This window comes from Demequina capsici (genome assembly GCF_032102965.1).
Lineage (GTDB): Bacteria > Actinomycetota > Actinomycetes > Actinomycetales > Demequinaceae > Demequina > Demequina capsici.
Genome location: NZ_CP134880.1, coordinates 1439476 through 1459019, shown reverse-complemented (window position 1 = coordinate 1459019; position 19544 = coordinate 1439476). Strand labels below are relative to the sequence as shown.

Genomic DNA, 19544 nt, shown 5'->3' with positions numbered 1-19544 from the left:
TGCGCCGCCGCCGGGGACCGAGCGTCGCTCGGGCGAGGGCCAGCACAGGCTACCGGTTCCCGTTGCGCCACACGACCCGGCACGCCCGCCCTCCGCGATGGCGGCATCGGGTGCTGTCAGCGGTCGATCTCCATGAGCATGTACGGACGGGTGCCGTCGCTCGTCGTGACCGCGGCGCGGAATCCCTCGTGGGTCTCGTGCGACCAGAATCCTGCCGTGCCGGGGAGCGTCAGCGGCCGAGTGAAGGCGACACGCACCGTGTACGCGTCGGGCAGCCGCGCCTCCAAGGCCGCCAGCGCGCGGGCGTGGGTCCACATGCCGTGGATGACGGGCCGGGGGAATCCGAAGGCACGCGCCATCACGCGGCTCGTGTGGATCGGATTGGGGTCATGCGACACGGCCCGGTACCTCCGTCCCAGGTCGGCGCCGAGTCGCCAGCGAGCCAGAGGATCGTGAGGCTCGAACGCCAGACGGGGGACCTCGACGGCGGGGCCTGCGGCCACCACTCCCCGCGCGAGGTAGGTGCTCGTGCCGTCCCACACCACCTCGTCGTTCGCGCGGACCTGGGCGACGAGGTCGACCAACGCGCCCTTGGAATGGGCGCGCAGCGACTCGGCCCTGACGGACAGCGTGAGCCGCTCCGTGCTGCGCACCGGACGATGCAGCGTCATCTCGTTGCTCACGTGCACCGCGCCAACCAGGCGGACCGAGCTGTCCCCGGAACCGAGCAGGTCCACATGCAGCGGGAAGGTCAGCACGTGCAGCCACGTGGCGGGCACGGTGCTGCGCAGCGTGAAGCCGCATACGCGCGTGTACGCAGCGAGCGCGGCGAGCTCGGGCCGCCACTCGGAGACCACGTCCGTGTGCTGCGGCAGTCGCGCCTCATGACTCCTGCTGGGGATCAACGCCCGCAGGAACGCCGGGCCCATGGCGGGCGGCGCCTCCAATGTGTGCACGGCAGCGGTCATCACGCACCCACAAGGTTCTGGCCGCACACCCTGATCACCTGGCCCGTGATGCCCTGCGAGGCCGGATCGAGCAGGTAGCAGATGGTCTCGGCGACGTCGACCGGACTGCCGCCCTGGCTCAGGCTGTTGCTGCGGCGGAAGACCTCGCGCTGCACGAACGGGATGCGCGCGGTCATGTCGGTCTCGATGAACCCCGGTGCCACGGCGTTCACGGTGATCCGACGCGAGGCGAGGTCCGGCGCCATCGCGATGATGAGCCCGGCCACTCCGGCCTTCGATGCCGCATAGTTCGTCTGACCCTTGTTCCCGGCGAGTCCCGAGGTGGACGCGATCCCGACCACGCGGCCGCCGTCTGCGACGGATCCGGGAACGGCGGGATCGAGGAGGACCTCGTTCATGCGCATCTGGGCGGCCAGGTTCACCTCCAGCACGCTTGCCCAGCGGTCTGCGTCGGTGTTGGCGAGCATCTTGTCCCTGGTGATGCCTGCGTTGTGGACGACGCCGTGGATCCGGTCGCCCCGTGCCGCCACATGCTCGGCGATGCGGGCACCTGCGTCGCGGGCGGTGATGTCGAGCTGCAGTGCGGTGCCCGCCACCTCGTTGGCGACGGCCGCCAGCTGCTCGCCTGCGGCAGGGACGTCGACGGCGACGACGCGTGCGCCGTCCCTCGCCAGGGTGCGGGCGATCGCAGCGCCGATGCCGCGAGCGGCGCCGGTCACGACCACGACGCGGCCGTGGAGGGGGCGTGACGTGAGCTCGGGCGCGTCGGGCGAGGCCTTCACGCTCCACGCCTGTCCGTCGACGAAGGCTGACCGACCCTGCAGCAGGAACTCCATCGTGGAGGCGACGTCCGCCGCGCCGGCGTCGAGGGCCATCCGCACAAGGTTGGATGTCGCGCCCTTGCGCAGCTCCTTCGCGACAGTCCTGTCGATTCCATCCAGTGCCCGTGCGACGGCCTGCTGCTCCCAGTCGCCGGCCCCCTCCCTCGCCAGCAGGATCACGCGCCCCGATGCTTCAAGCGCGCGCATGCCAGGGCGTAGGACTGCGCGCAGCTGCTCGAGCTGTGCGATGCGGTTGACCGCTGTCGCGTCGATGACGAGCGCGCCGATCGGGTTCCCGTAGCCGGGCGCGGGATCCTCGCCCGAGTCGACGACCGGCGCGTCGAACGGCCGGCCGATCCGTGCGAGCGTGTCGGAGCCGAGCGTGGACGCCCCGATGGTGGCGAGCACGATCGCGCCGGCGGGGTAGGCACGTCCTCGGCGAAGTCGTGCAGGCTCGGCGAGACCGGCCTTCGCCGCCACCTTGCGCCCGACAGGGGAGTGGAATGCCTTTTCGAGCGCTGACATCAGACCGCCTCCAGGATCGCGACGATGCCCTGGCCGCCTGCGGCGCAGACGGAGATCATGCCGCGCGCTCCCGTGCCCCGGGCGTGGAGGAGCTTCGCGAGGGTGGGCACCAGGCGAGCTCCTGTGGCCGCGAACGGGTGACCGACTGCGAGCGAGGATCCGGTGATGTTGAGGCGTTCGTCGTCGATGGCGCCGAGCGCGCCGTCGAGGCCGACGGCTCGGCAGTAGGCGTCATCCAGCCAGGCCTTGCGCGTGGCCACGACGGTGGCCGCGAAGGCCTCGTGGATCTCGACGAGCTCGAGGTCGCCAGCCGCCATGCGCTGCCTCGCGAGGAGTCGGCCCGCCGCCGCCACGGGCGCGAGCAGCAGGTCGGCGCCACCAGGGTGGTCGACCGCGGCCACCTCGGCGTCCACGACCCGCGCGAGCGAGGGCAGGCCCTGCGCGTCGGCCCAGGCGGAGTCGGCGAGCAGCACGGTGGCTGCGCCGTCCGACAGTGCGGTGGAGTTGCCCGCAGTCATGGTGCCGTTCTCGCCGCCGAAGACGGGCCTGAGCCTGCCGAGCGCCTCGAGGGTCGTGTCCGGTCTCAAGATCGCGTCGCGTGTGAGGCCCAGGAACGGGGTGACGAGGTCGTCGAAGAAGCCTCGGTCCCATGCTGCCGCCAGGTTGCGGTGCGAGGCGAGGGCGATCGCGTCCTGCTCCTCGCGCCCCACCTGCCAACGCTCGGTGGTGATGGCCTGATGCTCGCCCATGGACAGTCCCGTACGGGGCTCCTCCACCCGCGGCGCCTGCGGAGCGAGGTGGGAGGGCCGGATCCGTGCGAGCGCGGCGAGCCGTGCCTTGGTCGAGCGTGCGGCGCTCGCCTCGAGGAGGATCCTGCGCAGTGGATCGCTTACCGAGATCGGCGCGTCCGACGCGGTGTCGGCACCGGCGGCGATGCCGTGGCTGATCTGTCCGAGCGCGATCTTGTTCGCGATGTACATGGTGGTCTCGAGCCCTGTCGCGCATGCCTGCTGGAGGTCGCAGGCCGGTGTCTGGGGCGCGAGCGACGAGCTGAGGACTGCCTCTCGGGTGAGGTTGAAGTCGCGCGGATGCTTGAGCACGGCACCTCCGGCGACCTCGCCGGCGCGTGTGCCTGCCAGGCCGAACCGTGCGACGAGGCCCTCGAGGGCCGCGGTGAGCAGGTCATGGTTCGTTGCCTCGCGCAGGGGGCCGCCGGACTTGGCGAACGGCGTGCGGTTCCCTCCGACGACCACGACGTCGTGGTTCATGGTGCCTCCGTGGGGTAGGGGACGTCTCCGATACCGACGGTAGCAGATACCGGCGGTACGCGATATATTCGACCCATGACCGAAGCCAGGCCGGATGGCCGCGACACCCGCTGGGAGGCCCACCGGGCCCAGCGGCGCCGGGAGCTGGTCTCCCACGCGCTGCGGGCCATCCGTGCCCACGGCGCTTCGGTCGGCATGGACGAGATCGCCACGCGCGCAGGGACCTCGAAGACCGTGGTCTACCGGCACTTCGGCGACCGGGCAGGTCTCTATGCCGCGGTGGTCGACTCCGTCCACGACTACATCCATGCGGGGCTCACCGCCGCGCTCGAGCAGTCCGTCACCGGAGACCTCACAGCGCTGATCCGCGACCTCTCGGACGCCTACCTCCGGCTCGTGGAGCGCGATCCGGAGATCTACCGTTTCGTCCTGCATCGGCCACCGTCGGCCGAGGACCTGACGCTCGACCCGGCGGGTGCGCTCACCGACCGCATGGGTCACCACGTGGCCGACGCCGTCGCCGCGAACCTGGTCTCACGCGGACTCGACCCGAGCCCGAGCATCACCTGGGGGCATGGCCTCGTCGGCTTCATCCGCGCCGCCGCCGATCAGTGGATGGCCTCCGAGCCTCGCCCGCCCCGCGACACCGTGGTCGCGGACATCACCACCCTCTTCAGCGCTGCTCTCTCAGGAGTCCCCGCGCGCTGAACCCACCCACGACAGGAGCGACGATGACGTCCACCGACACCCGACCCGCCTCATCCATGCCGACGGAGCGGCTCACGTCGCTCGGCTCCCGCCTGAGGGCGCAGCTGGACGGGCCGTACGCCCACGAGCGGGCCGCGGCGCGAGCCCAGTTCCCGGCCTCCCACCTGCTGAGGAACCCTGAGATGGGCGTGGCCGAGTCGCGCGAGTGGGTCCTCGCACGCCTGCGTGAGCTCCAGGACGCCGGGTTCGGCTCCGCTGGCGTACCCGACGGTGCAGACGCGGTCTCGGATCCGCTGACCGCGGTGGTCACCTTCGAGACCCTCGCGCACGGCGACCTGTCCGTCACCATCAAGTCCGGCGTCCAGTTCGGGCTCTTCGGGGGCGCGGTGATGAACCTGGGCACCCCATGGCATCACGAGACCTTCCTGCCGGACATCACCGCGCTGCGCCTGCTCGGCGCGTTCGCCATGACGGAGCTGGGCCATGGCTCGGATGTCGCGAACCTGGAGACCACGTTCGAGTATCTTCCCGAGACCGACGAGATCGAGGTGCACTCACCGACGCCTGGCGCGACGAAGGCCTACCTCGGCAACGCGGCCGCGCACGGGACCATGGCCGCCGTCTTCGGGCAACTGAGCGTCGACGGCATCGGTCGTGGCGTGCACGCGGTCCTCGTGCCCATCCGGGATGGGGCAGGGCGCGACATGCCCGGCGTCACGACAGGGGACCACGGGCACAAGGGCGGACTGCTGGGCGTGGACAACGGCACGCTGCGCTTCGACCACGTGCGCGTGCCTCGCCGCATGCTGCTGAACCGCTACGGCGGCATCACCGACGCCGGGGAGTACGCCTCACCCCTCGACAACCCGAACCGCAGGTTCTTCACCATGCTCGGCACGCTGGTGCGCGGGAGGGTCTGCATCGCGGCGGGGTCGGGGATCGCCGCCCGGCGCGCGCTGTCGATCGCCGTGAGACATGCGCTGCGTCGACGGCAGTTCCCGGCGCCCGGCCGGCCGGAGGGCGTCCTGCTCCTGGACTACCAGACCCATCAACGGCGTCTGCTGCCGCTCGTCGCGCGGGCGTATGCCCTGGGCTTCGCTCAGAACGAGCTCACGGGACGCCTCGTCCGCATCCAAGGCGGTGGCGAGCACTCCGAGTCGGACCAGCGTGAGCTGGAGCTGCGCGCGGCCGGCCTGAAGGCTGTCACGTCGGCCTTCGCCAACCGCGCCGTCCAGGAGGCTCGCGAGGCATGCGGGGGAGCGGGCTACATGAGCGAGAACCGGATCGTCGGGATCCGTGAGGACGTGGACGTCTTCGCCACGTTCGAGGGGGACAACACGGTCCTCATGCAGCTCGTCGCGAAGGGCATGCTCGGCGGATACGCGGAGGAGTGGAAGGCGCTCGACCGCGCCGGCGTCGTGCAGGCGATGTCGCGGCTCGTCGGCGGTACTGTCGCGGAGCGCACTTCGGCTCGACTGATGGCGGAGCGGCTCGCGGACACCGCGCGGGGCGGACCGGAGCAGACCGCGCTCGTCGACCGCGGCTGGCACGCCCTGATGTTCGAGGAGCGGGAACGGCATTCGCTCGGCTCGCTCGCCCGCCGCATCAGGGCGGCGACCCACGCGCGTGACGACAGGTTCGAGGCGGTGAACCGCCTGGGTGGCCACCTCCAGTTCGTGGCGCACGCCCACGTCGAGCGGCTCGTGCTCGAGGCGTTCGTCGAGGCGATCGACGGTTGCGCGGATCGTGAGACGCGTGACGTGATGGAGCGCGTGTGCTCGCTGTACGCGCTGTCGTCGATCCACGAGGATCGCGCGTGGTTCATGGAGCATCAGCGGATCTCCACCGGTCGCGCCAAGGCGATCGGCGATCAGATCGACGCGTTGTGCCGGGAGCTCAGGCCCCACGCGCTGCCGCTCGTGGAAGGGCTCGGGGCCCCCGCAGCCTGGCTGGGGGCGGCATTCCTGGAGGACTGAGGGACTGCCGACCGCGGTGCGCTACGCCTTGGCGAGCTCGGCCCTGAGGTCGTCGAGGAGCGCCGCAGGCTCGGTGGTGGGGGCGTAACGGCGCACCACGGCGCCATCCCTGCCGATGAGGAACTTGGTGAAGTTCCACTTGATGGGACCGCCTCGGAGCAGCCCGCCTGTCTGCTTCTTCATCCAGCGGTACAGCGGATGCGCGCTCGAGCCGTTGACATCGATCTTGTCGAACATCGGGAAGGTGACCCCGTAGTTGCGCTGGCAGAACTCGCCGATCTGGTCGGCATCGCCCGGCTCCTGGCCTGCGAACTGGTTGCACGGGAAGCCAAGGATCTCGAGGCCGGCGTCGTGGAGCTGCTCGTACACCGCCTCGAGTCCCTCGAACTGCGGCGTGAGACCGCACTTCGACGCGGTGTTCACCACGAGGACCACCTTGCCCCGGTAGGCCGCGAGGCTGCGCTCCTCGCCCTCGAGAGTGATGGCCGAGAAGTCCGAGATGGTTGTCATGACATCAATGGTTGCACCGTCATGGACCGTTGGCCACGCCATGTCGCCAGGGAATGCGTCGAACCGGGTCTATCGTTGCGCACAGTGCGCCACGCGCACGGCTCGACGACGAGCGGTTCCTGCCCCCTCTCATGATCGGCGTCGTCATGCCCTCGCTCAGCCCTGTACGGATCCGCCTCGCACTGCTCGCGCTCGCGCTCGGCGGATTCGGCATCGGCACCACGGAGTTCGTCGCGATGGGCCTGCTGCCCGACATCGCTCGTGACCTTCTGCCCGCCCTTTACTCGCAGGACCCTGATGCGGCTCTCGCACGTGCTGGACTCCTGATCTCCGCGTACGCGGCGGGCGTCGTCGTGGGAGCGCCGACCATCGCGGCCTTCGCTGCGAGGTTCCCGCGGAAGCGGCTCCTCACCGCGCTCGCAGTGGTGTTCACGCTCGGCACGGTCGCGTCGGCGCTCGCGCCCACCTTCCCGCTCGTCGTGATCGCACGCTTCGTCGCCGCCTTGCCACACGGCGCATACTTCGGAGTGGCGGCGCTCGTCGCCGCAGACCTGATGGGTCCCGGTCGACGAGGCAGGGCGGTGGCCCTCGTCCTCACGGGACTGACGATCGCGAATGTCGTCGGAGTGCCCGCGATCACGTACCTCGGCCAGCACGCGGGCTGGCGCGTCGCATATCTCGCGGTGGCCGCCATCTTCGCCGCGACCGCCCTTGCCATCGTGCTCGCGGTCCCGTGGCAGGAGGGCGATCCGCGTGCGACGGTGCGACGGGAGCTCGCCGCATTCACTCGACCGGCAGTGTGGTTCGCGCTCCTGACCGGCGCCCTGGGCTTCGGCGGGTTCTTCGCCGTCTACAGCTACGTGTCCCCGCTGGCCACCGACGTCGCCGGGCTGCGGGAAGCCTACGTGCCGATCGCCCTGGTCGTGCTCGGCATCGGGATGACGGTGGGCAACATCCTCGGCGGTCGCCTGGCCGACCACGGCGCGATGAAGGCCGTCTTCGGGCTCTTCGGCGCATTCTCCGTCTCGCTCGTCGTCCTGATCATCGGGGCGGGCAGCGTGGCGGGCCTGGCGATCGGGCTCCTGCTCGTCGGAGCGTCGGCATCGGCGATCTCTCCCGCGATCCAGACACGGCTCATGGATGTCGCCAGCGACAGCCAGACGATGGCCGCGGCCGTCAACCACTCTGCGCTCAACATCGGGAACAGCCTCGGCGCGCTCCTGGGCGGCGCGGTGATCGCCGCCGGTTGGGGCTACGTCGCACCTGCATGGCTGGGCCTCGCGCTGTGCGTCCCCGGCGTCGGGTTCGCGCTCGCCGGCTGGTGGGTCACCCGTCGCGCGCGGCCGACCGGCCGCGTCGCGCCCGAGCCCGCGCCGTCCGAGCTGGCCTCGGTCGTCGACTAGCGAGAGGACGTTCAAGGCCGCGAAACCTGCCGGTCATCCGCGTGCACCACAATGGAGCGGGTCGCGCGGCCAGAGTGGCGTGCGCAGAGCTCCCGGAGGACACCAGTGACAGTCATCGAGCCGCCGCTCGAGGTGAAGAAGCACGCGCTGTGGGAGGACGTGCTGGCGCTGGTCGTCGGCGCGTTCATGATGTCGTGGGGCATCTACCTGCTCAAGGCCATCAGCGGGGTGTCGGGCGGTCTGGCCGGTGTCGCGTTCCTCACCACGTACCTCACGCACTGGGGCTTCGGCGTCGTGTACTTCGCGATCAACATCCCGTTCTACTACCTTGCAGTGAAACGTCTGGGGTGGGTCTTCACGGTGAAGACGCTCACGGCAGTCGCACTCGTGTCCGTGGGTTCCTCCTTGCATCCCCGCTTCATCCAGGTGGGCGATCTCAGCCCCATGTACGCCGCGATCTTCGCCGGGCTGTCGATCGGCATGGGCATGCTCGTGCTTTTCAGGCATGGCGCGAGCGCGGGCGGCTTCGGCATCCTCGCGGCCTACGCGCAGGAGCGCTTCCACATCCGCGCAGGCTTCGTGCAGGGCGCACTCGACCTGGTCGTGGTGCTTGCGTCGCTCGCCCTGGTGGATCCATGGATCCTGCTGTGCTCGGTCGTGGGTGCCGTGCTGCTGAACTTCGTCATCGCCATCAACCACCGGCCGGGTCGCTACTTCGGCTGACCCGTCCCCTCGCTAGGGAGGTCCCATGTCAGACATGGCGTTCTGGTCGTCCGCGGAGGCGCATCTGGTGCGGTACGGCGCGCCGTTCACGCCCCGGATCATCGAGCGTGCGGCCGGAAGCTACGTCTACGACTCCCTCGGCAACGGGCTGCTGGACTTCACGTCGGGCCAGATGAGCGCCGTGCTGGGCCATTCGCATCCCGCGATCGTCGAGGCGGTCTCCCATAGCGTGCGGACGCTCGATCACCTCTTCAGCGGCATGCTGAGCAGGCCCGTCGTGGCGCTCGCGGAGCGTCTTGCGAGCACTCTGCCTCCGCAGCTGTCGCACATGCTGCTCCTGACCACCGGGGCTGAGGCGAACGAGGCCGCGCTCAAGATGGCCAAGAGCGCGACCGGCCATTTCGAGGTGGTCTCCTTCAACCGGTCGTGGCATGGCATGACCGGGGGTGCTGCGGGCGCCACGTTCTCGGCCGGGCGCCAGGGCTACGGACCGATGAGCGTGGGTGCCTACGCACTGCCGACGCCCGACGGCTACCGTTCGCCGTTCCGCAGCGCAGACGGCGCGTACGACTGGGCTGCGGAGCTCGAGTACGGACTGGACGCCGTCGACCGTCAGAGCGCGGGCTCCATCGCCGCGGTGATCGTCGAGCCGATCCTGTCCTCGGGCGGGATCATCGAGCTGCCGCTCGGCTATCTGGCCCGGCTCAGGCAGTGGTGCGACGCGCGTGGCGCGCTGCTGATCCTCGACGAGGCCCAGACGGGCCTGGGACGCACCGGACTCATGTACGCGTTCGAGCGGGATGGCGTGGTGCCCGACATCCTCACGCTCTCCAAGACGCTCGGCGCAGGCATGCCGGTCGCCGCTGTGATGACGGGAGCGGAGATCGAACGACGCTGCCACGAGCGGGGCTTCCTCTTCTACACCACGCACGTCGCGGACCCGCTGCCCGCAGCGGTCGCGCTCGCGGTGCTGGACGTGATCGAGCAGGAAGGGCTCGTCGCGTGCGCGGCGGCGCTCGGCACGCAGCTGACCGAGCGTCTGCATGGCCTTCACGAGGAGTTCGACCATGTGGGCGACGTGCGGGGCCGTGGCCTGCTGCAAGGTATCGAGGTGGTCGACGATCGCCTCACCAAGGCGCCGGCGGAGCGGTTCGGCGTCGAGGTCACCGAGGCGAGCCTTCGTCGTGGCCTGCACATGAACATCGGACAGCTCAAGGGGATGGGCGGCGTGTTCCGCATCGCGCCTCCGCTCACCGTCTCAGAGTCCGAGCTGCATCAGGGGATGGACATCCTCTCGGCCGCGATGCGGGAGGTCTCCGACCGCCTCGCCCGCGGCTGACGGACGTCCGGGCGTTGGCGGCGCAGGACCGGTGTGCGAGGCTGTGGGCGTGACGCACGAGCCCCGGAACGACAGCGCGCTGCCTCCGCTGCCTCCGCTTCCTCCGCACCGGGACCCTGCGGATGCCTGGGTCGTCGCGCCCTCGGGCGAGCGCTACTGGGGCCTGCACGGCGCGGCAGGCCTGATCGCCTTCGACCCGTTGCGCGGCGTGCTGCTCCAGCACCGAGCAGGGTGGTCCCACCACGGGGGCACGTGGGGACTGCCGGGCGGCGCGAGGCACGGCTCGGAGTCAGCGCTCGAGGGTGCGCTGCGTGAGGCGGCCGAGGAGGCCGAGGTTCCCGCCGAGGCGCTGACCCCGGTCGCGACGCACCTGCTCGATCTGCGCGTCTGGAGCTACACCACGGTCGTCGCGCGCGTGGACTCGCCGTTCGAGGCCCGCGTGGCAGACGCGGAGTCGCTTGCGCTCCGATGGGTGCGGCCCGAGGAGGTGGCAGAGCTGGACCTGCACCCAGGCCTGCGGACGTCGTGGCCTGCGCTGAGACCGCTGCTGGGCCTGCGGCCGGCGCTTGTGGTCGACGTCGCGAACGTGGTCGGCTCCGTGCCTGACGGGTGGTGGAGGGATCGCGCGGACGCGACCGCGCGAGTCCTCGCCGGCACCGCGCGCGTCGTCGCGGCGGGACTTCCTGCGTCGGTCTTCGGGGTGGCGGCGCATAGCGTCCTTCCCGAGACCGTCGCCGTGGTCGAGGGTGCTGCCAGGGGAGCTGTGGCTAAAGGCTCCGTACGGGTCGCCGACGCCGCGGAGGACGGTGACGCGTCGGTGCTGGCGCAGGTGGAGGAGCTCCGCGCGGCGGGCGCGACCGTCGTGGTCGTGTCGTCGGACCGAGGGCTCCGCAGGCGGCTGGGCGACGACGTCATGACGCTCGGCGCGGGCACGTTCCGCAGCCTGATGTCCGCCTGAGCCGACAGCGGTCAGTCAGGCCTGAGGCCCGGCCCCACAAGGTCCCATAGCGTGGCCGCGTAGGTGCGCCCCATCGGCATGCGCGTCAGGAGGAGCCGGTGGTAGATGGGCGAGAAGAGCGCATCGATCACAGCCTCGACGTCAAGGTCCTGGCGGAACTCGCCCCGGATCATGCCGTCGGACAGGATGCGCGCCGCGACCTCACGGCGTGGCCCGAGCCAGTGCTTGTTGAACGCGGAACGGACCTTCTCGTTGGTCAGCGCGCCTGCCGCCAGCGCGCGCAGCGGCTTGCCCGTGTCGGGTGCGGAGAGGATCTCGACGGCGTCGTACACCTGCGCCCTGAGGCGCGCCGCCGCGGTGCCTTCCGAATCGTGGTCCAGCGACCACCGCGTGCGCTCGAGCATCGCGTCGAGCAGAAGCTCCTCCGGACTGTCCCACCAGCGGTAGAGGGTGGTGCGGCTCGCGCCGGCCTCCTGCGCGATGCGCTCGAATCCGAGCTCGACTCCGCTCGTCATGGCGAGCGTGGCTGCGGCCTCGAGGATGCGCTCGCGCAGCGCGGGGTCGCGCGGCCGGCCTCGGGTCCGCGCCCCGTGCTCCGACGCGGCTGATGTGGACATCATGTCCAGCATATCGGCCGTCGTGGCGGGCAGTGGGAGGCGGCGCGCCGTCGTGCGGCCCCGTCGTGCCGCCTCCGCTCGGAATATATTTAGTGAACGCAACGTACAGATAATGCGCGAGCGTATCCCACGCCACGCCTTGAGGCTCCAGGAAGGAGGGCAGGCACATGGCGAAGACCGTGGCCCACACATTCATCGACACGCTCGTGCGCGCGGGGGTGCGGCGCATCTGGGGAATCGCAGGGGACTCGCTCAACGCGCTCACGGACGCGCTGCGCGAGGACGGGCGCATCGAGTGGATGCACACCCGGCATGAGGAGGCGGCAGCGTTCGCCGCAGGCGCCGACGCGGACGTCACCGGGCGGATCGCGGTGCTCGCCGGCAGCTCGGGTCCCGGGAACCTCCACTTCATCAACGGGCTCTACGACGCTCAGCGCAACCACGTGCCGGTCCTCGCGATCGCCTCGCACATCCCGCTCGACCAGATCGGCAGCAACTACTTCCAGGAGACCCACCCTCAGGAGCTCTATCGCGAGCTCTCGGTGTACTCGGAGCTCGTGAGCGACGCCTCACAGCTGCCGTGGGTGCTCGAGACGGCCATGCGCACCGCGATCGAACGCAAGGGCGTCGCCGTCGTCACCGTGCCCTCGGACATCTTCTTCCAGCCTGCCCCCGCACGTCGGCCGACCGCGCCGATCGTCGCCGCGGCGCCGCGCATCGTCCCGTCCGTGGCGGAGCTGCAGGCAGCCGCGAAGGCCCTGGACGCCGCAGGGAGGATCACGATCCTCGCGGGCTCCGGCGTGGCCGGGGCGCACGCCGAGGTGCTCGCGCTCGCCGAACGGCTCCAGGCGCCGATCGTGCACGCCATGCGCGGCAAGGAGCATATCGAGTACGACAACCCGTACGACGTGGGGATGACAGGGCTTATCGGCTTCGCCTCGGGATATCGCGCCATGGAGCGGGCGGATGCGCTGCTGATGCTCGGCACCGACTTCCCGTATCGCCAGTTCTACCCGGACAGTGCGACCATCATCCAGGTGGACATCAGGGGCGAGAACCTGGGGCGCCGCACGCCGATCGACCTCGGGCTCGTCGGTGACGTCGCGTCCACGTCGGAGGCCCTGCTCCCGCTGCTGCGCGTGGGCCGCGACGGCAAGCACCTGAAGGACTCTGTCAAGCACTACGAGCGCACGCGCAAGGATCTCGACGCGCTGGCGTACGACGACGGGCGGAAGCCGATCCACCCCCAGTTCCTCACGCGCACCGTGTCCAGGGTCGCCGCGGACGACGCGATCTTCACGGCCGATGTGGGGAGCCCGACGGTGTGGGCAGCGCGCTATCTCGAGATGACCGAGCACCGCCGCCTGCTCGGGTCGTTCAACCACGGCTCGATGGCGAATGCGTTGTCGCAGGCGCTCGGCGCGCAGGCGGACGACCGTGCGCGACAGGTCGTCGCGCTCTCCGGCGATGGCGGTCTGACGATGCTGATGGGCGAGCTGCTCACGGCAGTGCAGAACGACCTCCCCGTCAAGGTCGTGGTGTCGAACAACTCCTCGCTCAACTTCGTCGAGCTGGAGATGAAGGCGGCGGGCATCCCCACGTATGCCACGGGGCTGAAGAATCCCGACTTCGCGGCCGTGGCGCGGGCGATGGGCATCGCCGGCATCCGCGTCGAGGACGGGCGCGACCTCGAGGACGCGCTGCGGACCGCATTGGCCACTCCGGGACCGGTGCTGGTGGACGTGGTCACCGCCCGTGATGAGCTCACCCTCCCTCCGACCGTGACCGGCGCTCAAGCGCGCGGGTTCGCCCTCTGGGCGCTCAAGACCGTGATGTCGGGCCGGGGCGACGAGCTTCTCGATCTCGCCGACACGAACGTGTGGCGGAGAGTCCTCAGGGGCCGTCAGCGCTGACAGACGGCCGCTCCGCACTCCGCGCACAGCCGGACGCAGAGGGATGCCACGTGGCGAGCAGGCGGTTCGGGTGCCAGCATTGACCCATGGACCGCGTCTCGAGGTTCTACACCGGCCCCGGCGGATTGATCGAGGCGATCGGCGCCGCCCTTGACGGCGCCGGACTCAGTCGCGGCTCCCTGCGGACCATGGATCTCGCCGCAGTCGACGAGTTCCACATCCGAGGCCGCGTGGCGACGCTGGAGATCATCGAGGCGCTCTCGGTGGGTCAGGGCACTCGGGTGCTCGATCTCGGCAGCGGGCTGGGCGGCCCGGCTCGCACTCTCGCGGAGCTGACAGGGTGCACGGTGGTCGGGATCGACCTCACGCCCGAGTTCGGTGCGGTGGCTGCGGAGCTGTCGCGGTGGACCGGTCTGTCCGAGCGTACGACGTTCCTGGTCGGGGACGCCACGCGCACCGGCATCCCTGATGCCGTGATGGATGCGGTCATGACCGTCCACGTCGCGATGAACATCGCTGACAAGCTCGCGCTGTACGCCGAGGCTCTGCGGGTGCTGCGGCCCGGAGGCCGGTTCGTCGTCTACGACGTCCTCCAAGGCGAAGGTGGCGACGTGGTCTATCCCGTGCCGTGGGCGCACGAACCCTCCACGAGCCACCTCGAGACTCCCGAGCGGATGCGGCAGCTGCTCACGTCCACCGGCTTCGCGATCCTGTCCGAGCGCGACTCGTCCGACGACAGCCTTGTGTGGTTCCGCGAGGTGCGGGAGAAGATCGAACGTGACGGCCCGCCGCCTGTCACGTTCGCGGCCTTCCTTGGCGACGCCTTCGGGCAGATGGCAGCGAATCAGGTGAGGAACCTGGCGGAACGCCGCATCCGGACTGTCATGTATCTGTGCGAGCGACCTGCGCGACAGGCGCCGGAGGCGGCGTCGACGTAGCCGCGCCGGGCACGCGCAAGGCCCGGAACATCGAGTCCCGGGCCTTGCGCATGGAACGGATCAGCGGACGACGCCGAAGCCTCCCGTCCACGAGATCTTCTCCGCTGCCGCGAGCGTGAGCTGCAGGAAGCCGAACGCCTCGAGCTCATGGGCGCGCTTGAGCGAGCCCGCGTCGATGACCGACACGCCGCCGGCTTCGACCGCCGCTGCGAGCGCGGCCTTGGCGTCGGCGTCATCTCCCGCGACCTGGACCGTCGTCTGCAGGTCGCCCACCTTCGCCGTGGCGAGCGTCGCCGCGAAGGTGGTGTTGAACGCCTTCAGCACCTTGGACGAGGGGAGCTTGGCCTGGATCTCGGCGGCAGCCGAGCTGCCCGCGGGGACGACGAGCGAGTCGAAGGTCGAGAAGTCGAGCGGGTTCGTGATGTCGACCACGATCTTGCCCGCGAGAGCCTCGGAGCGAGCCGCGATGATGCTGTCGACCGCGGGGTAGGGGACCGCGAGCACGACGATGTCGCCGTCGATCGCGGCGGTCCCCGACTCGGCCTCGGAGATGTACTGCACGGAGCTGCCGCCCTCGGCGAGCACGCCGCCGATCGCGTTGGCCATGTTGCCGGTGCCGAAGATGGTGATGGTGGCCATGTCGCCGCCGTCCTTTCATGTCGATGACCCGTCGGGGTCAGTAGTTGTACTTACAACTATGACCATAGCGCACTCTGGTTGTAAGTACAACCTTCATGTAGGATGAGTCCATGACCGCCGCGATCGAGACACAGTTGAGCCAACAGGAGCGTGTGGCGATCGCTCGCCTGCATGCGCTTCTCGAGCTGCTGCCGGCCGCGCTCGACAAGCAGCTGGCAGCCATCGGGCTCACCGCGTTCGAGTTCACGCTGCTGGAGGCGCTCGATGAGAGCCCCAGCGGACGCGTCCGACTGGGTCGCCTCGCCGCACGCACCAATGCGACGCTGCCCCGGCTTTCCCGCGTCGTCACGGGGCTTGAGCGCAAGGGGCTGGTGGTGCGCGAACCATGCCCGGAGGACGGGCGCGCGTTCAACGCGGTGCTGACGCCGCAGGGACGGGACGCCTTCCAGGACGCCCGCCCTCAGCACGCCCACGCGGTGCGAGCGATGGTGCTCGAAGACCTCAGCGTCCAGGACGTCGACGAGCTCGCCGCGCTGTGCTTGAAGATTCTGGGGCGACTCGACCCGGATCACAGGATGGACGTGACAGCATGCCTCGCGGACCCCGCGCCCAGCGGTGCGACCGGGGCCGAGTGCGACGCGGATCCCACGCCGGCGTGCGACGCAGACCCTCGGCCCAGCGCATGATCCACGCGGTCGCGGCGGACCGAGTCACCCGCGCGGGGACGCCACCGGCGTGAGAGCGAGCACCTGCGCCACCACCTCGTCCACCGTCTGCTCCGGGTGCACCACGAGCCACGACAGGGCAGCGCCGACGAGAGCACCCATGAACGCGCCGGCGGCGAGCTCCGTCACCACCGGGGCACCCCCGCTCGTCAACGAGTCGCGGAGTGCCTTGAGATAGACCTCGACCAGCGAGGACCTGGCCTGCGCGACCGCGTCGTGCCAGGGACGATCAGTGCGGAAGAGCTCGCCTGCCATGACCTTCGCGCGGTCCGTGTTCTCGCGCAGCACCACGAGCGTCTCCACGGAGACCGCACGGAGGGAATCCGTCGGCTCGGCCGATCCGCGGACGGCTTCGATCCGCGCTCGCATGCCCTCGAATCCCTCTCGCATGACGGCCTCGAAGATCGCGTCCTTGTTCGGATAGTTGTAGTAGAGGCTGCCCTTGGCCACGCCCGCCGCGTCGGCGACGGCGTCCATCGTCGCCGACGAGATGCCCTGCCTGGCGGCGACCGTCACGGCGGCGCCAAGGATGGCCTGGCGGGTCGACAGGCGTGTCATGGTGGTCCTCCTCGTGGGTGATACGTCAGATGGTCAGCTCAGGGTGGAGCCTCGCGATCGTCCACACCTTCTGACGGCCGGCCGCGATCGCGCTCACCGCGAGGGACACCACCAGAAGGCCCACCATATAGGCGAGCGCGCCCCAGAACCGTGCGTCGATCCCGCCGCCGAGCAGTGCGCGCAGACCCGTGACCACGTACGACGCGGGCATGTAGGGGTGGAGCGCCTGGAAGAAGGTGGGCGACGTCTCGACCGGGTAGGTCCCGGAGGAGGACGACAGCTGGAGCATGAGCAGCACGAGGCTGACCACGCGTCCCGCGGCGGATCCCAGGAGGATCACGAACATCTGCTGCAGCGCCATGAATGCGAGTGTCGCCAGCAGCACGAACAGCGTCATGCCCACCAGGTGCACCGGCGACACCCCGATGCCGAGCGTCAGCACGGCCATCATGATGAGTGTCTGTCCCACAGCGAGCAGCGCTGCGGGGACGAAGCCTGTGAGGACGGCCCGCAGGCCCGACGCGCGCGTGCCGAGCAGCCTCACAGGCAGCGGCCGCAGGATCAGCCACGTGATGAGGGCGCCCACGAAGGTGGCCAGCGCGATGAAGAAGGGCGCGAAGCCCTCGCCGAAGCCCTGGGTCTGGTTGTCGGTCGTCTGGTCCAACGTGACCGGGTTCGCGATGGCGGCGGCCATGGCTGTCGCCTGTGAGGAGTCGATGGTGGGCGCAGCGGAGGCACCGTCGGAGAGCGCGGCGGACAGCGTCCCGGTGCCGTCGGCGACCTGCTGTGCACCGTCGGCGAGGTCCGTGGAGCCTGACGCGGCCTGCGCCGCGGCGTCGGCCAGAGCGGCAGCACCGGACTCGACTGTCGTCGACCCGTCCGCGAGCGACGCGGCGCCCGCGGCGAGCTGGTCGGCACCGTCCGAGAGCTGCCCTGCGCCCGTGGCGAGCTGTTCGGCACCGGCCGCAGCCTGGTCGGCGCCCACGCTGACCTGCGCCGCACCATCGTTGGCGTCTGCCATGCTCGCGGAGAGCTGGTCGGCTCCCTGGGCCAGGAGCTGGATCGAGGTGACCAGGCCAGGGTGCTCGTCATCGACATACGCTGTGCTTGCGGCGAGGGCTGCCGTGCCGTCCGCCACCTGCGCACCGCCTGCGGCGAGCGCGGCGAGGGACCCGCCGCCCTGCTCGAGGGCTGCCTCGAGGTCGGCGAGCGTCATGGTCGGGTAGGCGGTCGCGAGCTGGGCGATGGTCCCGATGCCGGTGGAGACCTGGGCGGCGCCCGTGGCAAGCGCGGCAGCCGACGTGTCCATCCCGGACGTTCCCGTCGCGAGCCGGTCAAGGCTGGACGCGAGGCGCGCAGCGGCGTCGTCCAGCTGAGCGACGCCTGACGACAGGCCGTTCGCGCCGTCGGCGAGTGTCGAGGTGCCGTCGGCGAGGGCGGAGGCGCCGACGGCCACGGAGCCGGCGCCGTCGGCGACGCTCTGAGCGCCGGACAGGAGCGATCGCGTGCCGCTCGACAGAGCCGTCGTGCCGGACGCCAGGCGGGACGCGCCGCTCGAGAGCTGACCCAGGCCGTCGGCCAGATCTGTGGCGCCGCTCGACAGCGCTTCTGTGCCGGAGTCGAGCGAGCGGGCCCCGTCGGCCGCGTCGGAGACGCCGGACGACAGCGTCTCGACCCCCTGGATGAGCGTCAGTGCGGTCTGCGCGGACGTCGTGTCCGACACCGCCTCCTGGACCTGCAGCATCGCCGTGCGGCCGAGCGTGGTCGCGAGGAAGCTGTTGGTCTCGTTGTAGTGGACCTCGATGGGTGCGGCCTGCGGGTCCGAGCCCTCGACAGAGGCGATCGCGGAGGAGAAGCCCGCGGGGATCGTGACCGAGAAGTAGTAGGTCCCGTCCGACACCCCGGACGCCGCGGCGGCCGCGTCCGTCACGACCCAGCCGAGATCACCGGAGTCGAGCAGCGCCTGCTTCACCTGCGCACCCGCATCGAGCGTCGTCCCGTCGGAGAGGGTCACCGCCTGGTCCTCATCGACGAGCGCGACGGCCATCGCGTCCAGGTGCTCGGTCGGCGCCCAGAAGGCCCAGAGATAGAGCGCCCCATAGATGAGAGGGATGAAGAGCAGGACTCCGAGCGCGACGCGTGGGAGCACGCCGGCGCGGAATCGCTTGAGCTCGGTGCCGGGGGAGAGGATCGACATGACGGGACTTCTCGATTCGTGAAAGGTCTTAGCGGGTGAGGGAGAGGACGGCGGTGGTGGACGGCTCGAGGAGCTCTGCGTCCCGCAGGTCGGCGGAGCCGACGACGACTGCGGTGCCAGCCGCGGCGAGAGCCTCCAGGCGTGCCGCGACCTGTGCGCGTTCGGCCGGATTCTTCACGGCGTCGAGGTCGTCGACGAGCAGCAGGCGTGGCCGCTCCACCATGGCGAGGCTCACGCGCAGCAGCAGGTCCTGGCTCTCCGTGAGGTCGCGGACGAGCTCGCCCGACACCGGGACGGGCGCGGCGCCGAACACGGGAGCGAGCGCGGCGTGGACCGCCTTCTCCGAAGGCTTCCCGACCCGCCGGTACCAGGGTGAGGTCCAGGTCTGGCGCTCGCGCAGCACCTCGGAGACTCGTGTGGCGCCGTCCAGGCGGTCGATCGGATCGAATCCGGCCACCGCGCTCAGCGAGCGCACCGTACGGGCGGATCGAGCGGTGTCGTAGCCGAGGGTCCGAATGCTGCCGCCCGTGAGGCGCATGCGGCCGCCGAGCGCAAGCAGCAGAGAGGTGCGTCCGGAGCCGCGGTCGCCGAGCACAAGCGTGAGCGGCTGGTCGATGACGCCGTCGAGGGGTCCGAACACGGGTGCGCGGCGGGTCCGCAGGGCGGCGCCCCTCAGGTCGAGCACGGGCGGGGCGGGATGGACAGGAGTGCTCTGCATCTGTCGTGTGGCTTGGGTGGTCACGGATTCTCCTTTTGTA

At 70.4% G+C, this 19544-nt stretch carries 18 protein-coding genes; 9 read left to right on the top strand and 9 right to left on the bottom strand.

Annotation, left to right across the window (positions count from 1 at the left end):
- Positions 1–116: 116 nt before the first annotated feature.
- From RN607_RS07020 to RN607_RS07010, 3 genes are read right to left on the bottom strand one after another with little or no spacing between them, the layout of a single operon-like run.
- Positions 117–968, bottom strand: coding sequence for a MaoC/PaaZ C-terminal domain-containing protein (locus RN607_RS07020; RefSeq protein WP_313545308.1), 852 nt, complete (start codon positions 966–968; stop codon positions 117–119).
- The gene (locus tag RN607_RS07015) at positions 968–2314 is read right to left on the bottom strand and encodes a 3-oxoacyl-ACP reductase (RefSeq protein WP_313545306.1); all 1347 of its coding nucleotides are present in this window, start codon (positions 2312–2314) and stop codon (positions 968–970) included. The genes RN607_RS07020 and RN607_RS07015 overlap by 1 nt, the downstream gene beginning before the upstream one ends.
- On the bottom strand, positions 2314–3582 hold the full coding sequence (locus tag RN607_RS07010) for an acetyl-CoA C-acetyltransferase (protein ID WP_313545304.1): 1269 nt from the start codon (positions 3580–3582) through the stop codon (positions 2314–2316). The genes RN607_RS07015 and RN607_RS07010 overlap by 1 nt, the downstream gene beginning before the upstream one ends.
- A 75-nt stretch (positions 3583–3657) precedes the next feature.
- Between RN607_RS07010 and RN607_RS07005 the strand changes: the two genes are divergently transcribed.
- Complete coding sequence (locus RN607_RS07005) at positions 3658–4290, top strand: TetR/AcrR family transcriptional regulator (RefSeq protein ID WP_313545301.1); 633 nt, start codon at positions 3658–3660, stop codon at positions 4288–4290.
- Between the two features lie 23 nt (positions 4291–4313).
- Positions 4314–6266, top strand: coding sequence for an acyl-CoA dehydrogenase family protein (locus RN607_RS07000; protein ID WP_313545299.1), 1953 nt, complete (start codon positions 4314–4316; stop codon positions 6264–6266).
- A 21-nt stretch (positions 6267–6287) separates the two neighbouring features.
- Here the strand turns inward: RN607_RS07000 and RN607_RS06995 are convergent, their stop codons facing one another.
- Positions 6288–6776 (bottom strand): glutathione peroxidase, encoded by a 489-nt coding sequence (locus RN607_RS06995; RefSeq protein WP_313545297.1) that lies wholly within the window; start codon positions 6774–6776, stop codon positions 6288–6290.
- Between the two features lie 146 nt (positions 6777–6922).
- On the opposite strand from RN607_RS06995, the gene RN607_RS06990 reads away from it, so the two are divergent.
- The 4 genes from RN607_RS06990 (at position 6923) to RN607_RS06975 (ending at position 11199) form a co-directional block, all read left to right on the top strand.
- Positions 6923–8179 (top strand): MFS transporter, encoded by a 1257-nt coding sequence (locus RN607_RS06990; protein ID WP_313545295.1) that lies wholly within the window; start codon positions 6923–6925, stop codon positions 8177–8179.
- A 105-nt stretch (positions 8180–8284) separates the two neighbouring features.
- Complete coding sequence (locus RN607_RS06985; RefSeq protein ID WP_313545293.1) at positions 8285–8902, top strand: YitT family protein; 618 nt, start codon at positions 8285–8287, stop codon at positions 8900–8902.
- A gap of 25 nt (positions 8903–8927) precedes the next feature.
- The gene (locus RN607_RS06980; protein ID WP_313545291.1) at positions 8928–10241 is read left to right on the top strand and encodes an aspartate aminotransferase family protein; all 1314 of its coding nucleotides are present in this window, start codon (positions 8928–8930) and stop codon (positions 10239–10241) included.
- Between the two features lie 49 nt (positions 10242–10290).
- The gene (locus RN607_RS06975; protein WP_313545289.1) at positions 10291–11199 is read left to right on the top strand and encodes an NUDIX domain-containing protein; all 909 of its coding nucleotides are present in this window, start codon (positions 10291–10293) and stop codon (positions 11197–11199) included.
- Positions 11200–11210: 11 nt separating this feature from the next.
- Here RN607_RS06975 and RN607_RS06970 read toward each other — a convergent pair whose 3' ends face one another.
- Complete coding sequence (locus RN607_RS06970; RefSeq protein ID WP_313501415.1) at positions 11211–11816, bottom strand: TetR/AcrR family transcriptional regulator; 606 nt, start codon at positions 11814–11816, stop codon at positions 11211–11213.
- A gap of 167 nt (positions 11817–11983) precedes the next feature.
- On the opposite strand from RN607_RS06970, the gene poxB reads away from it, so the two are divergent.
- Positions 11984–13729 carry a ubiquinone-dependent pyruvate dehydrogenase gene (poxB, locus tag RN607_RS06965; protein WP_313545286.1) on the top strand — a complete coding sequence of 582 codons (1746 nt, stop codon included), beginning with the start codon at positions 11984–11986 and terminating at the stop codon, positions 13727–13729.
- Between the two features lie 86 nt (positions 13730–13815).
- Positions 13816–14667 (top strand): class I SAM-dependent methyltransferase, encoded by an 852-nt coding sequence (locus RN607_RS06960; RefSeq protein ID WP_313501409.1) that lies wholly within the window; start codon positions 13816–13818, stop codon positions 14665–14667.
- 60 nt (positions 14668–14727) lie between these two features.
- On the opposite strand, the gene RN607_RS06955 is transcribed toward RN607_RS06960, so the two are convergent.
- Positions 14728–15306, bottom strand: a complete 579-nt coding sequence (locus RN607_RS06955; RefSeq protein ID WP_313501406.1) for an NADPH-dependent F420 reductase — start codon at positions 15304–15306, stop codon at positions 14728–14730.
- Between the two features lie 110 nt (positions 15307–15416).
- Here RN607_RS06955 and RN607_RS06950 point away from each other — a divergent pair, with 110 nt between their 5' ends.
- Positions 15417–15992 (top strand): MarR family winged helix-turn-helix transcriptional regulator, encoded by a 576-nt coding sequence (locus RN607_RS06950; RefSeq protein WP_313545284.1) that lies wholly within the window; start codon positions 15417–15419, stop codon positions 15990–15992.
- A 24-nt stretch (positions 15993–16016) separates the two neighbouring features.
- Here the strand turns inward: RN607_RS06950 and RN607_RS06945 are convergent, their stop codons facing one another.
- From RN607_RS06945 to RN607_RS06935, 3 genes are read right to left on the bottom strand one after another with little or no spacing between them, the layout of a single operon-like run.
- Positions 16017–16589 carry a TetR/AcrR family transcriptional regulator gene (locus RN607_RS06945; RefSeq protein WP_313545282.1) on the bottom strand — a complete coding sequence of 191 codons (573 nt, stop codon included), beginning with the start codon at positions 16587–16589 and terminating at the stop codon, positions 16017–16019.
- 25 nt (positions 16590–16614) lie between these two features.
- Positions 16615–18786, bottom strand: coding sequence for a YhgE/Pip family protein (locus RN607_RS06940; RefSeq protein WP_313545280.1), 2172 nt, complete (start codon positions 18784–18786; stop codon positions 16615–16617).
- A 28-nt stretch (positions 18787–18814) separates the two neighbouring features.
- The gene (locus RN607_RS06935) at positions 18815–19528 is read right to left on the bottom strand and encodes a hypothetical protein (RefSeq protein ID WP_313545278.1); all 714 of its coding nucleotides are present in this window, start codon (positions 19526–19528) and stop codon (positions 18815–18817) included.
- Positions 19529–19544: the final 16 nt, after the last annotated feature.

Excerpts from the sequence above, each read along its gene's own strand:
- RN607_RS07020 (WP_313545308.1), bottom strand. The coding sequence starts at position 968 with ATGACCGCTGCCGTGCACACATTGGAGGCGCCGCCCGCCATGGGCCCG.
- RN607_RS07015 (WP_313545306.1), bottom strand. The coding sequence starts at position 2,314 with ATGTCAGCGCTCGAAAAGGCATTCCACTCCCCTGTCGGGCGCAAGGTG.
- RN607_RS07010 (WP_313545304.1), bottom strand. The coding sequence starts at position 3,582 with ATGAACCACGACGTCGTGGTCGTCGGAGGGAACCGCACGCCGTTCGCC.
- RN607_RS07005 (WP_313545301.1), top strand. The coding sequence starts at position 3,658 with ATGACCGAAGCCAGGCCGGATGGCCGCGACACCCGCTGGGAGGCCCAC.
- RN607_RS07000 (WP_313545299.1), top strand. The coding sequence starts at position 4,314 with ATGACGTCCACCGACACCCGACCCGCCTCATCCATGCCGACGGAGCGG.
- RN607_RS06995 (WP_313545297.1), bottom strand. The coding sequence starts at position 6,776 with ATGACAACCATCTCGGACTTCTCGGCCATCACTCTCGAGGGCGAGGAG.
- RN607_RS06990 (WP_313545295.1), top strand. The coding sequence starts at position 6,923 with ATGCCCTCGCTCAGCCCTGTACGGATCCGCCTCGCACTGCTCGCGCTC.
- RN607_RS06980 (WP_313545291.1), top strand. The coding sequence starts at position 8,928 with ATGTCAGACATGGCGTTCTGGTCGTCCGCGGAGGCGCATCTGGTGCGG.
- RN607_RS06970 (WP_313501415.1), bottom strand. The coding sequence starts at position 11,816 with ATGTCCACATCAGCCGCGTCGGAGCACGGGGCGCGGACCCGAGGCCGG.
- poxB (WP_313545286.1), top strand. The coding sequence starts at position 11,984 with ATGGCGAAGACCGTGGCCCACACATTCATCGACACGCTCGTGCGCGCG.
- RN607_RS06960 (WP_313501409.1), top strand. The coding sequence starts at position 13,816 with ATGGACCGCGTCTCGAGGTTCTACACCGGCCCCGGCGGATTGATCGAG.
- RN607_RS06955 (WP_313501406.1), bottom strand. The coding sequence starts at position 15,306 with ATGGCCACCATCACCATCTTCGGCACCGGCAACATGGCCAACGCGATC.
- RN607_RS06950 (WP_313545284.1), top strand. The coding sequence starts at position 15,417 with ATGACCGCCGCGATCGAGACACAGTTGAGCCAACAGGAGCGTGTGGCG.
- RN607_RS06945 (WP_313545282.1), bottom strand. The coding sequence starts at position 16,589 with ATGACACGCCTGTCGACCCGCCAGGCCATCCTTGGCGCCGCCGTGACG.
- RN607_RS06940 (WP_313545280.1), bottom strand. The coding sequence starts at position 18,786 with ATGTCGATCCTCTCCCCCGGCACCGAGCTCAAGCGATTCCGCGCCGGC.